General features: G+C 47.3%; 10 protein-coding genes. All 10 read left to right on the forward strand.

Annotated elements, in window-relative coordinates; all coding sequences use genetic code 11:
- The first annotated feature begins 805 nt into the window (after positions 1–805).
- Positions 806–2,788, forward strand: a complete 1,983-nt coding sequence (gene uvrB / locus ACSW3C_RS16640) for an excinuclease ABC subunit UvrB (protein ID WP_238081171.1) — start codon at positions 806–808, stop codon at positions 2,786–2,788.
- A 7-nt stretch (positions 2,789–2,795) separates the two neighbouring features.
- Positions 2,796–5,669, forward strand: coding sequence for an excinuclease ABC subunit UvrA (gene uvrA / locus ACSW3C_RS16645; protein WP_486563934.1), 2,874 nt, complete (start codon positions 2,796–2,798; stop codon positions 5,667–5,669).
- Between the two features lie 105 nt (positions 5,670–5,774).
- Complete coding sequence (locus ACSW3C_RS16650) at positions 5,775–6,938, forward strand: DUF4097 family beta strand repeat-containing protein (RefSeq protein WP_486563935.1); 1,164 nt, start codon at positions 5,775–5,777, stop codon at positions 6,936–6,938.
- A gap of 146 nt (positions 6,939–7,084) precedes the next feature.
- Positions 7,085–7,495 carry a PH domain-containing protein gene (locus ACSW3C_RS16655; RefSeq protein ID WP_486563936.1) on the forward strand — a complete coding sequence of 137 codons (411 nt, stop codon included), beginning with the start codon at positions 7,085–7,087 and terminating at the stop codon, positions 7,493–7,495.
- 312 nt (positions 7,496–7,807) lie between these two features.
- The gene (hprK, locus tag ACSW3C_RS16660; protein WP_486563937.1) at positions 7,808–8,758 is read left to right on the forward strand and encodes an HPr(Ser) kinase/phosphatase; all 951 of its coding nucleotides are present in this window, start codon (positions 7,808–7,810) and stop codon (positions 8,756–8,758) included.
- Between the two features lie 3 nt (positions 8,759–8,761).
- Positions 8,762–9,568 carry a prolipoprotein diacylglyceryl transferase gene (gene lgt, locus ACSW3C_RS16665; protein ID WP_238081163.1) on the forward strand — a complete coding sequence of 269 codons (807 nt, stop codon included), beginning with the start codon at positions 8,762–8,764 and terminating at the stop codon, positions 9,566–9,568.
- 16 nt (positions 9,569–9,584) lie between these two features.
- Complete coding sequence (locus ACSW3C_RS16670; protein WP_486563938.1) at positions 9,585–10,526, forward strand: nucleoside recognition domain-containing protein; 942 nt, start codon at positions 9,585–9,587, stop codon at positions 10,524–10,526.
- Positions 10,519–11,172 carry a pyrophosphatase PpaX gene (gene ppaX / locus ACSW3C_RS16675; RefSeq protein ID WP_486563939.1) on the forward strand — a complete coding sequence of 218 codons (654 nt, stop codon included), beginning with the start codon at positions 10,519–10,521 and terminating at the stop codon, positions 11,170–11,172. Before ACSW3C_RS16670 ends, ppaX begins: the two co-directional genes overlap by 8 nt.
- Entirely contained in the window at positions 11,169–11,711 is a 543-nt protein-coding gene (locus tag ACSW3C_RS16680) for an acyltransferase (protein WP_486563940.1), read from the forward strand. Before ppaX ends, ACSW3C_RS16680 begins: the two co-directional genes overlap by 4 nt.
- Positions 11,712–11,801: 90 nt before the next feature.
- Entirely contained in the window at positions 11,802–13,325 is a 1,524-nt protein-coding gene (locus ACSW3C_RS16685) for a tetratricopeptide repeat protein (protein WP_486563941.1), read from the forward strand.
- Positions 13,326–13,404 lie beyond the last annotated feature (79 nt).

Below are 13,404 nucleotides of genomic sequence, written 5' to 3' on the forward strand. Positions count from 1 at the left end.
AAGGCGCTGTACAAGGTATGCACTTGTACAGCGTCAGACTGTAGACAAGATCCACTCCGAGTTAAATAAGAATGAATAATCAAATCGGCAGGGAGCGCAACTTCGCTTTCCATGGGCTTGGCTTCAGCCAATCGAACAGTGAAGGTTTCGATTTGTATAATTCCTGCGCCTGGCGCAGAAATTATACATCCGTTGCTCGTTACGCATTCGCTTGAGCTCGCAAAAGCCGTACTACGCGACGGCTTTTCCTACGGGGTCTTCAGCACAAGCTATTCCCATAGGAGTCAGCGTTGCGTTCCCCGCCTTAGATACAAATTTTTTATGGATGAGTAACTACATGAAGACCTTTCTACTTTCTGTAAAAGGTACTATCCTTTTTTATTTTTCTTAGTTCCTTGTTAGCAGAACATCTATTGATTGGAGCGGAAGGCGGCGACTCCTGGGGGATGAGCGGGACAGGTGAGACCCCACAGGTAGCGTAGCGGACGAGGAGGTTCACCGCCGGCCCCCCGGAAAGCGTCCGCCAGAAGCGGAAATCAACTTTACTAGAAATCTTAAGTGAGTAGCTGCTGTATTTTAATTTTATACGTCACAACAAATTAATATGCTTTTGTCTATGCTTGGGCGCTGTACAGGATCTTCACCTGTACAGCGTTTTTATTTGTTCTGGGATAAAAGTGGGTATAGATTCGTAATAAGCAGGAATTATTTCGCTTGCTGCATAAAAAACGTACGTTCGCTTATTTCTTTAGATATGGCGAGTACTGTGATAGAATAAAGACAATTCATTCAGGGAGGGACTCGTATGGTCCAAACTTTCAATTTACAAGCCCCTTACACGCCACAGGGGGATCAGCCATCCGCGATCGCCAAGCTCGTGCAAGGGGTAAAAGAGGGGAAGAAGCACCAGACCTTGCTGGGGGCTACCGGGACAGGCAAGACGTTCACTGTTTCCAATGTAGTAACTGAAATTAACAAACCGACCCTTGTCATCGCACATAATAAAACGTTGGCAGGGCAATTATATAGCGAATTCAAAGAGTTCTTTCCAAATAACGCGGTAGAGTATTTTGTCAGCTTCTATGACTATTACCAGCCGGAAGCGTACGTGCCTCATACCGATACGTATATCGAGAAAGACGCGACGATCAATGATGAGATTGATAAGCTCCGCCACTCTGCGACGTCGGCTTTGTTTGAGCGCAATGACGTCTTGATTGTCGCTTCGGTATCGTGCATTTACGGCCTCGGTTCTCCGGAGGAATACGGGAAGCACGTCGTTTCATTGCGTCCGGGCATGGAAATCGGCCGAAATGAACTGCTTAGAAGGTTCGTAGATATCCAGTATTCACGCAATGATATTGCCTTCACCCGGGGGACATTCAGGGTAAGAGGAGACGTCGTAGAAATCTTTCCGGCGTCCGAAGATGAGCATTGTATCCGCATTGAATTTTTCGGAGATGAAATCGATCGGATCCGTGAAGTCGATTCATTGACAGGGGAGATTTTAGGAGAACGGGAACATGTTGCGATTTTCCCGGCCTCTCACTTTGTTACCGGTGAGGATAAATTGACAAAAGCCATCGCCAACATCGAGGTCGAACTCGAGGAGCGGTTGAAAGTACTGCGCGAACAGGACAAATTATTGGAGGCACAGCGGCTCGAGCAAAGGACGCGATATGACCTCGAAATGATGAGAGAAATGGGATTCTGTTCCGGCATCGAAAACTATTCAAGGCATTTGACTTTGCGTCCGGCGGGAGCGACGCCTTATACGCTCCTTGATTATTTTCCGGACGATTTTCTCCTGGTCATTGATGAGAGCCATGTTACGCTGCCGCAAATCCGAGCCATGTACAACGGCGACCAGGCGCGGAAGCAAGTGCTTGTCGATCATGGTTTCCGTCTGCCATCCGCGCTGGACAACCGTCCGCTCATGTTCGAGGAGTTCGAGCGATATGCCCACCAGTCCATCTATGTATCTGCGACACCGGGACCTTATGAGATTGAACACTCCCCGGAAATGGTCGAACAGATCATTCGTCCGACCGGATTGCTTGATCCGATCATCGAGGTGCGGCCAATCGAAGGCCAAATTGATGATTTGATTGACGAAATCAATGAGCGTACGAGGAAGAATGAAAGGGTATTGATTACTACACTTACGAAGAAAATGTCCGAGGATCTGACGGATTATTTGAAGGAGATTGGCGTGAAAGTGCAATATCTCCATTCTGAGATAAAAACGCTTGAGCGGATTGAAATTATCCGTGAGCTGCGGCTCGGCACGTATGACGTCTTAGTCGGCATCAACCTGCTGCGGGAAGGATTGGACATACCGGAAGTATCTCTCGTTGCCATCTTGGACGCGGATAAAGAGGGCTTCCTTCGTTCGGAAAGATCGCTTATCCAAACGATCGGGCGTGCTGCACGGAACTCAGAAGGACATGTCATAATGTACGCGGACCGTTATACGGATTCGATGAATAAAGCAATTGAGGAGACCAAACGGAGACGGGAAGTGCAGATGGCGTACAACGAAAAGCACGGCATCACTCCGACGACAATTAAAAAGAAAGTGCGGGATGTTATCCGTGCGACTCAGGTTGCCGAGGATGAGGTATCCTACTTAGAAAAAGCTACAAAAGGAAAGGCGTTGACGAAGGCAGAAAAAGAAACGCTCCTCGTTACGCTTGAAAAAGAAATGAAAGAAGCGGCGAAAGCTTTGGATTTCGAAAGGGCCGCGGAATTGCGTGATACGATTCTAGAATTGAAGGCTGAAAGGTGAAATGCACATGAGGAAGAATGAGATAGTCATTCAAGGGGCACGCGCCCATAACTTAAAAAATATTGACGTAACGATTCCGCGTGACAAGCTGGTCGTAATGACCGGTCTGTCCGGCTCCGGGAAATCTTCGCTCGCTTTCGACACGATCTATGCGGAAGGCCAGCGCAGATATGTCGAGTCGCTGTCCGCCTATGCACGCCAATTTCTTGGACAGATGGACAAACCTGATGTGGATGCCATTGAAGGGCTGTCCCCTGCCATCTCGATCGATCAAAAGACGACGAGCCGCAACCCGAGATCCACGGTCGGTACGGTAACCGAAATCTATGATTATTTACGATTGCTTTATGCGCGAATCGGCAAACCGATCTGCCCGGTACACGGAACAGAAATTACGTCCCAGACGATTGAGCAGATGGTCGACCGGATTATGGAGTTTCCCGAGAGGACACGCCTGCAAGTGCTGGCTCCCGTTGTATCGGGACGGAAAGGCACGCATGCCAAGTTAATAGAAGATATTAAGAAGCAGGGATATGTGCGGATCCGCGTCGACGGGGAGACGATGGACCTCGATGACAACATCGAGCTGAATAAAAATAAAAAGCATACGATCGAAGTGGTCATTGACCGGATTGTCTTGAAAGAAGGCATCGAATCACGGTTGAGCGACTCGCTCGAATCTGCTCTTCGTTTAGCTGAAGGAATGGTGCTCGTCGATATCATCGACGGAGAGGAATTATTATTCAGTGAACACCATGCTTGTCCGCTCTGTGGATTTTCAATCGGAGAGCTGGAACCAAGAATGTTCTCGTTCAACAGTCCTTTTGGTGCGTGTCCGGAATGTGATGGGCTTGGCACGAAGCTGGAAGTAGATCCAGATCTGGTCATCCCGGATCGCGCTTTGTCCTTAAAAGAAAATGCCATCGCTCCATGGGAGCCAACGAGCTCACAATATTATCCTGAATTGCTCAAGACGGTTGCGAAGCATTTCGGCATTTCAATGACAGATCCGGTAAGCGAGCTATCGGATGAAGATTTGAACAAATTGCTTTACGGTTCGCGGGACGATCTTATCAAATTTAAGTATACAAATGAATTTGGGAATACCCGTGTGAACAATATTTACTTCGAAGGGGTATTGGCGAATGTGGAAAGGCGTTTTCGCGAAACGTCTTCCGATTATATTAGGGAGCAAATGGAGAAATACATGGCTCAGCGGCCTTGTCCGGCATGTCATGGCTATCGCCTGAAGCAAGAGGCACTGGCGGTAAAAGTGAACGGCCGCCATGTTGGCCAGGTGACGGAATTATCGATAACGGAGGCAGACCGTTTCTTTAAAGGCCTGACTCTGTCAGAGAAAGACCGCCAGATCGCCAATATGATATTGCGAGAGATTGAAGAGAGGCTCGGGTTTCTCATTAATGTCGGTCTTGACTATTTAACGTTATCCCGTGCGGCAGGTACATTGTCCGGAGGAGAAGCACAGCGTATCCGGCTGGCGACTCAAATCGGCTCCCGCTTAACCGGTGTCCTTTATATTTTGGATGAGCCGTCTATCGGACTTCACCAACGGGACAATGACCGTCTGATTGGCACGCTCCAAGATATGCGGGATATAGGAAATACGCTCATTGTCGTCGAACACGACGAAGATACGATGATGGCCGCCGATTATTTGATTGATATCGGACCGGGAGCCGGAGCGGCTGGAGGACGGATCGTCTCTGCCGGCACGCCAGAGGAGATTATGGAGGACCCGAATTCTTTGACGGGGCAATATTTAAGTGGGAAACGGTTCATACCGCTGCCGCTTGAAAGAAGAGAGCCGGATGGCCGTAAAGTGAGCATTACAGGTGCTTCGGAAAATAATCTGAAACACGTCGATGTCGACTTCCCGCTCGGTCAATTCATTGCGGTGACTGGGGTTTCAGGGTCCGGGAAAAGTACGCTTGTCAATGAGGTGCTTTATAAAGTACTTGCCCAAAAACTGAACCGTTCCAAGCAGAAGCCTGGCGAATTCGATTCGGTTTCCGGAGTCGAGGAACTTGAAAAAGTAATTGATATCGATCAATCTCCGATTGGTCGTACGCCGCGTTCGAATCCTGCGACATACACAGGCGTCTTTGATGATATTCGGGATGTATTTGCGATGACGAATGAAGCGAAGGTGCGGGGCTACAAAAAAGGCCGGTTCAGCTTCAATGTGAAAGGCGGCCGTTGTGAAGCATGCCGAGGGGACGGCATTATAAAGATCGAGATGCACTTCCTTCCGGATGTCTACGTCCCTTGTGAAGTGTGCCATGGAAAACGGTACAACCGTGAAACCCTGGAAGTCACATATAAAGGTAAAAATATTGCGGACGTCCTGGAGATGACAGTGGAAGATGCGCTTATCTTCTTCGAGAATATACCGAAGATCAGCAGAAAGCTTCAGACGATTGTGGATGTGGGACTTGGCTATGTTCAATTGGGGCAGCCTGCGACGACATTGTCTGGCGGTGAAGCGCAGCGTGTGAAACTGGCTTCTGAATTGCACAAACGTTCCAATGGCAAGACGTTCTACATTTTGGATGAACCGACGACAGGTCTCCATGTCCATGATATTTCGAAATTGCTCCTCGTCTTGCAAAGACTGGTCGATACGGGGAATACAGTCCTTGTCATCGAGCATAATTTGGATGTCATTAAAACAGTCGACCATATTATTGATCTAGGACCAGAAGGTGGGCAAAAAGGCGGGCAGATCATTGCCACCGGAACACCAGAGGAAGTGGCGGATGTACAGGCTTCCTACACGGGTAGGTATTTAAAACCGATCTTGGAACGGGACCGCGAGCGAATGAAAATGAAAATTGAGGAAGCCCAATCCGTCAGCAAGTGAAACTTCCGCACGTCCGATTCGTATATATAAGTATTACAAAATGGGTGGGAGCCGTTTTTTCCTTACGGCTGGTGATCCACCTGTTACTAATGAGGAGGCGGAACAATGCAAAACGAACGCAAACGTATCCTGACTATGGTGGAAAACGGCACTATTACGATCGAAGAGGCACTCACTCTATTGGAAGCGATGGAGAAGAAATCGAATGGGGCCTCTGCGAAGGTGGACAATTCGTCCAACACTTCCTATGAAGAGCCTACATATGAAGGCCGGGTGGAAGAAGAGCCGAAATCTACAAAAAGGGACGAATCCATGGATGACTTCCTAAATGATTTGCGAAAAGATGTCGGGCATGTTGGAGAACGGTTCATGCAATTCATGCAGACTGCCGTGCAACGGGTAAAAACTTTCGACTTTGATGCACCGTTCGGCTCAGGCAGTACATTCACACATTCTGTCATTAAGCCAGTGGACGATCTGAAAGAAATCATTGTGGATATCGATAATGGGAAGTTGACGATCCAGGTGAATGAAGACACGGAAAACAATGAAGTAGTTGCAGACTTCACTGTGAAGGTATTCAATCAGAAAACAGAAGAAGAAGCGAAAGAGGAATTCCTTAAGAAACTAGTGTTCATGAATGATGAGGGCCGACTCCGTCTCGTCAGTGATCTGAAATTGACGCAAGTGAACGTGATCCTCACTGTACCGAAGAAGGATTACGACAAGCTATCGATTCGGCTGTTGAACGGAGAAACGGTATTGAACGACTTGGCGACAGAAAAACTGTACTGCAAGACGGCAAACGGTAAAATTGAAGGCTCCCACTTAATTTTCGGAGAAGCACAGCTGGAAACAGGCAATGGGAAGATCCAGCTGAAGGAAATTACCGGACAAGAACTGGATGCGGAAACAATGAACGGCCGGGTATACGTCAGCGGTGCAATCAAAGACGTGGAAGCGAAGTCATTGAACGGCCATGTCGTCGTGACAACAACCGATTCCGATGCACGCAAAGTAGAAGCCCGTACGGTCAGTGGCTCTGTAGAAATCTATGTGCCTTCCGACGTTCCGTTGTCTGGTGAGATTTCGACGAATATGGGACGTCTTGACTTGCAGCTTCACGATGTAAATCGCACACGAGTGGAAGAGCAGTTTTTGCAGAGATCCATCGGCTTCCATAAGAATTCTGAAGAAGAACGCACGCCGCTCTTCATTAATGGCGAAGCCAAAACAGGCTCTGTCATCGTTTGTTACAATGTGAAATAACATATGAAAAGAAGAGCCGTCATGATTACCAATCATGACGGCTTTTGTCTTTTTAGACGCAATCATGCTAAATTGGCAGACTGCCGTATGAATTTTTTGTAACTAATTCAAGGGGGAGTCCGTAAAAGAATTAGGGAGGTGATAAAATGGTATTTACATCAAAAAGAGACGTGTGGATGGGGATAATAATTTGGACTTTGATTGCTGTGTCTATTCGGGGATTATATATATGCACTATTGTACAATTAAATATAGTAGGCATTGTGGTGATAGTTGCTATGATTGGTTTACTGGGAACCATCTGGTTCAATACTCGATACATAATAGAAAGTAAAACACTTAAAATATCGTACGGACTTATAAAGAAGGCTATTGATATACAAGAGATTAAATCAATTCGGCATACAACGAATCCATTTGTGGCGCCATCACTTTCCGTTCATCGAATTGAAATTAATTACGGAAAATACAATACGATTCAGCTTTCTCCGAAAGATATACGTACATTTGTGGATGAGTTGTTCAAAAAGAACCCAAATATACAACGTAATAAATGAATCTATGTGCAGGTGGACTGCATCCGACCTTAGTAAAGACTGTAGACAAACTCCAAGAATTTGGGAGTTTGCCTACAGTCTTATTTCTTTTGCAATGAATCGCTACGGCGGGATGCTTTTCGCGTGCACGGCTTCAGCCAATCGAACGGCAAAGGGTTCGACTTGATCCAGACGCTATGCTTCTTGACGGAAAAGCTGTTCTTCGTGATTAACTTTTAGTATGCAATTGCCCGTTAATACGCAGAATTGATTTCAATTGAAACGGTTCATGGTAAAATGGTGCAAGGACATACGATGAGAGGTGGGGGAATATTGTCAAAGGTGATAGTCAAGGATATACAAGAAAAGTTCGATCTTTCGCTGTTAGCAGGAGAAGCAGGGCTGAACCGCAGCATTACATTAAGTGATATCTCAAGGCCTGGCCTGGAATTAGCCGGTTTTTTTGAATATTATCCCGCCGCACGCGTGCAATTGTTAGGTAAAACGGAGCTAGCGTTTTTTTATAGCCTTCCGGCTGAAGTCCGGATGGCACGGATGGAGCGGCTCTGCTCTGACATGACGCCTGCCATTATTGTCGCGCATGGAGAGGAAGCGCCTGAGGAGCTGCAAAAGGCTGCCGAGAAGTGCCAAATTCCCGTCCTGCAGACCGATAATCCGACCACCCGTTTTTCCGGCATGCTGACGAATTTTTTAGAGGGGCGTCTTGCGCCGATGACTACGGTGCATGGCGTATTAGTGGATGTGTATGGGATTGGCGTGCTCATTACAGGCAAAAGTGGTGTCGGAAAAAGTGAAACCGCACTGGAACTGGTGAAACGGGGCCACCGCCTGGTCGCAGATGATAGTATTGAAATTAGGCAAGTCGCCAAAAATGTATTAATTGGCAATGCGCCGAAGCTGCTCCGGCATATGCTAGAGATACGGGGCATCGGCATCATAGATATGATGACGTTATTCGGGGCAAGCGCGGTGAAAGATGATAAACGGGTGTTGCTCGTCATTGATCTGGAAGTATGGGATCCGGAAAAAGTATATGACCGGTTAGGCATCGATGAGGAGAAAATGGCGATCATGGACTCCGAGTTGACCAAGCTAACGGTGCCAGTACGGCCGGGACGAAATTTATCGGTTATCATCGAAGTTGCTGCCATGGATTACCGGATGAAACGTCTTGGGATCAATGCAGCCGAGAATTTTACAAAGAAACTAGAAATGGAAATAAACAGGAAGATGATTCCTGTGGAAATAGAGGGGAACGAATGATTTATGTTTGAATTAGCTGCAATCAATCCGGTTGCATTTGAGCTCGGTCCGATTTCGGTCCGCTGGTACGGAATTTTAATCACACTCGGAATCGTGTTGGCTTTCATCGTTGTGCAGCGGGAAATGGTCAAGCGTGGCATGCATCCTGATTTTCTGACGGATTTGCTCATTTGGGCCGTGCCGATCTCAATTATCAGTGCGAGGATTTATTATGTTATTTTCCAATGGGATATTTACAAGGATCATCCTGCCGACATCATTAAAGTATGGGAAGGCGGCATCGCGATACATGGAGCTCTGATCGGGGCATTCCTGACTACGTATATTTATACGAAGAAGCGGGGCATTTCGTTTTGGAAAGTCGCTGATATCGCGGTGCCCGGCATTTTGATCGGCCAAATTATCGGCAGATGGGGGAACTTCGTCAACCAGGAGGCACATGGTGGTCCGGTATCCGAATCGTTCAAGCAGAACACGATCATTCCTGACTGGATTATGAATCAAATGACGATAGATGGTGTGACGTATCATCCGACCTTCCTGTACGAATCTCTCTGGAATGTTGTCGGGCTGCTGATCGTTTTGGTCATCCGGAGAATGAATTTGAAACGCGGAGAAGTGTTCTTCTTTTATCTCGTCTGGTATTCGATCGGCCGCTTCTTCATTGAAGGCATGCGGACAGACAGCTTGTATGGCGGGGACCTCAGGGCTGCGCAAATTGTTTCCATTATTGCCATCATAGCTGGAGTGAGCCTGTTCATTTACAGACGCTTCATACAGAAAGTAGAAGTGAATTATCAAGATAAATAAGCAAGGGGCCGGGGAAATGAGAACAGTACAAAATGGCTTGAAAGCAGGTTTCAAAACGACATGGACATTAGGGAAGATCATTTTCCCGATTACGATCCTTGTTGTCATCCTGCAGCATACACCGATTTTGCCGTGGGTCGTGAAGTTGGTTTCCCCTTTCATGGGGTTATTCGGCTTGAGTGGGGAAGCGGCCATTCCGCTTGTGTTAGGGAATGCCTTGAACTTATATGCGGGCATTGCGGGTATATTATCGCTTGATTTGACCGTGAAGGAAGTATTCATAATCGCCATCATGTTAAGTTTTGCTCATAATATATTCATTGAGACCGGGGTGGCATTGAAGGTCGGGGTTAAACTTTGGGTCGTCCTCGTCGTTCGGTTCGGTCTGGCGGCATTTTCAGGCATTATCATTAACCTTTTCTGGAAAGGCGGCGGCGAACTTGCGAAGTATGGCATGGCGCCCCAAGCGACTGCCGTACCGGAAGGCTGGATGGAAATCGGGCTTCTCGGTTTACAGAAAGCTTCCTTCGGCATTTTGCAGTTGGCACTCATTGTCATTCCATTAATGGTGATTGTCCAATTCTTGAAAGACCGAAATTATTTACAAAAATTTTCAAATGCATTGGCACCTTTTACAAAGGTGATCGGAGTTCAGCCGAATGCGTCGATGACACTCGTCGCAGGACTTGTCATCGGATTGGCTTATGGAGCCGGCGTGATGATTCAGGCAGTGCAAGAGGACGGCGTCAGCAAACGCGATGCCACATTAGCTTTTATCTTTCTTGTCGCCTGTCATGCCGTAGTGGAAGATACGTTGATTTTCGTGCCGCTTGGCATACCGGTTTTGCCTTTATTGCTCATCCGCCTTGTGACCGCATTTGTATTGACCATCGTAGTGGCCTATTTTTGGAAGCAAGCAGAACGACAGAAACAGAAGGAGGTCATTGTGAATGGCTAAACCAATAAAAGCATTACTATTTGATTTTGATGGTACGTTGCTGGATACGAATGAATTGATCATCCAGACATTCCAAACGGTGCTCGACCGTCATTACCCAGGAAAATATTTGCGTGAACATATTATCCCCTTCCTCGGTCCAACTTTGGTGGAGTCGTTCGGTACAGTAGATCCTCTAAAGGCAGATCAGCTGGTAACGGAATATCGGGAATGGAACCTTGAACATCATGACGATTTGGTTACGGAGTTCGAAGGAGTAGCCGACACGTTACATAAGCTGCATGCATTAGGCATTAAAATGGCGATTGTCTCTACAAAGAGACATGAGATGATCCTGAGAGGGTTGCGCCTTCTTCAAGTAGAAGACGTATTTGAGACGATTATTGGCGTGGACGATGTGAAAAAGCCTAAACCGGATCCCGAGCCTCTACTGCTGGCATTACAACGATTGGGTGTTGAAGCTGATGAGGCGATTATGGTCGGAGACAATTATCACGATATTGAAGGCGGCAAGAATGCCGGCGTCCGGACGGCAGGCGTTGCCTGGTCCTTAAAAGGAGAAGCGTTTTTACGGACCTTCCATCCAGATTACATGCTACAACATATGTCTGATCTGCTTGACATTGTCCGTGGAGAAGAACAGTGAGACGGACGGAGAGGTATAAGGCGGTAGGGGGCGCCAATTCCCTCTGGCATATTTATAAGACGGTCTCCTTTTGGAAAGTGGCAAAAAACTTTTTGGTCATTCAGATCGCCCGCTATACACCGTTCATCCCGATGAAGAACTTCCTGTACCGCACGTTCTTGAAGATGGAAATCGGTAACCGGACGTCGTTCGCCTTGATGGTTATGCCGGATACGATGTTTCCGGAACGGATTAAAGTAGGAGAAAACACAATTATCGGTTTTAATACGACCATTCTGGCGCATGAATATTTGATTGACGAATATCGTCTTGGCGATGTCGTGATCGGCAGCGAAGTGATGATTGGTGCCAATACAACGATCTTACCGGGCGTTGAGATTGGCGACGGGGCAATCGTTTCGGCGGCCTCCCTCGTCAATCGGGATATCCCGCCTGGTGCTCTCGCAGGCGGCAATCCGGTGCGCATCATTTATACGGCGGAGCAGATGCGCGAGCGCAAGGCGAAAGAGGCCCCGTTGACGGATTCTGTCAAAAAGTGATGACGAGACTAGAAGTTATGATATAATGAAGCAAGTTTGTTGGAAGGGACGTACTGTACGTTCCTTCTAACTTTTTTCGGAGGAATATGATTGGATAATAAGCGTAACAACATAAATAAGAAGGTCATTTCATTTATCCCGGATGGTGAGTTTTACTATAAGAAGGGCTTGCAGGCGATGCAGCGCGACAAGTTCAGCGATGCCCATAAATATTTTGGGCGTGCGGTCGAACTGAGCCCGAATGATCCTCTTATTCTTATGCATTACGGTGTACTCGTAATGGAGGAGGGGCGTTTTGAAGAAGCCTATGAATTGCTGACAGCGGCTCATGGCTTGAACCCCGAAGAAGAGGAAATCATTTTTTACTTGGCAGAAGTGCATGCCCACTTAGGCCTGCTTCGTGACGCCAAGATTTATGCGGAGAAATATATTGCCCTCGCACCGGATGGCCCCTTGGCAGATGAGTCGATGGAAATCATCGATTTTGCGGAGCAAGAGGAAGCCTACTTCGATGAGGAAGAGATGCCGGACAGTGAAGTGTATTTCTTGCAGGAGAAAGCGCGCCGGCTCATGGAGTCGGGCAACTTTGAAGAGGCGGTCGACATACTGGAGTCCATCATCGTCGATTATCCAGAGTTTTGGGCGGCATATAATAACTTGGCACTGGCGTATTTCTATATCGGAAAAATCGCACCGGCCAAAGAATTATTAGATGAAGTGTTGCAGAAGAATAAAGGGAACTTGCATGCCCTTTGCAATCTCGCGGTCTTTTATTATTATGAGAAAGATAAGGAGAAGCTCGATTCCTTACTTGAGCTCTTGCTGAAGATCAAACCGTATCAGTTTGAGCATCGCTACAAGCTAGGCGCGACGTTTGCGCTAGTCGGCAAGCATGAGGAAGCGTACAACTGGCTGCGCAGCTTGCAAAAGAGAGGGTTTGAAGGGGATGCGGGCTACTATTTCTGGCTGGCCCACTCAGCTTATTTTTCGGGACACGAGGAAATGGCGAAGCAGGCGTATGCCAAGCTCGTTGAATTGGATCCGTCCAAGGCGGGATTTGAACCTTGGAAAGACGTCCATTCATCTGCCCGGCCGGAATCTTATGAGCAAGACCGGGAGTTTCTGCTTAGCAAAATCGCAAATAAATACCGTAGTGAAAGACTGTTAGGGTTCTATTTGCTCGGCAAATCTGCGCATAAGCAGGAGATCATCTCGCACCCTACGTATATTGACGTTTCGAAATTAAGTGTGTACGAGCAACTGTTTCTGGCGCATAGCCTGCATTATGATTTTTCGGCAGGAGCCGGTTTTGAAGATTACTTCTTGCGTGCACTGGAAACGACAGATCTACTCTATGACGCGTATGAGCCGTTAGATAAGGAAGGAACGCATTTATTCCAAATGTGGTTCACCTTATGCGAGATGGCGCTTGTTAAGAAATACCCATTCAAAAACCCGCATGCCCTTGCCGCTGCGGCTGATTATATGTTCCTGTCATCCCGGCATCCCGGCGTGACGAAGACCGCCTTGGCTGGAAAATACGGTATTTCGGTGAAGACGTTGACGAAATATGTCAATGAATTGATCGAGTTTCTCCCGCACTTCAACTCCTAAGCTGGGAAGGATGTCGAAGCAAGCAGAAAAATTGAATGGTCTACTAGAATCTTATATGATTTGAGCAGGCTTACTTGTA

Source organism: Sporosarcina sp. AD_1 (assembly GCF_057373025.1).

Bases quoted from the DNA above. Each gene is read 5' to 3' on its own strand.
- uvrA (WP_486563934.1), top strand. From the start codon at position 2,796: ATGAGGAAGAATGAGATAGTCATTCAAGGGGCACGCGCCCATAACTTA.
- ACSW3C_RS16650 (WP_486563935.1), top strand. From the start codon at position 5,775: ATGCAAAACGAACGCAAACGTATCCTGACTATGGTGGAAAACGGCACT.
- ppaX (WP_486563939.1), top strand. From the start codon at position 10,519: ATGGCTAAACCAATAAAAGCATTACTATTTGATTTTGATGGTACGTTG.
- ACSW3C_RS16670 (WP_486563938.1), top strand. From the start codon at position 9,585: ATGAGAACAGTACAAAATGGCTTGAAAGCAGGTTTCAAAACGACATGG.
- uvrB (WP_238081171.1), top strand. From the start codon at position 806: ATGGTCCAAACTTTCAATTTACAAGCCCCTTACACGCCACAGGGGGAT.
- lgt (WP_238081163.1), top strand. From the start codon at position 8,762: ATGTTTGAATTAGCTGCAATCAATCCGGTTGCATTTGAGCTCGGTCCG.
- ACSW3C_RS16655 (WP_486563936.1), top strand. From the start codon at position 7,085: ATGGTATTTACATCAAAAAGAGACGTGTGGATGGGGATAATAATTTGG.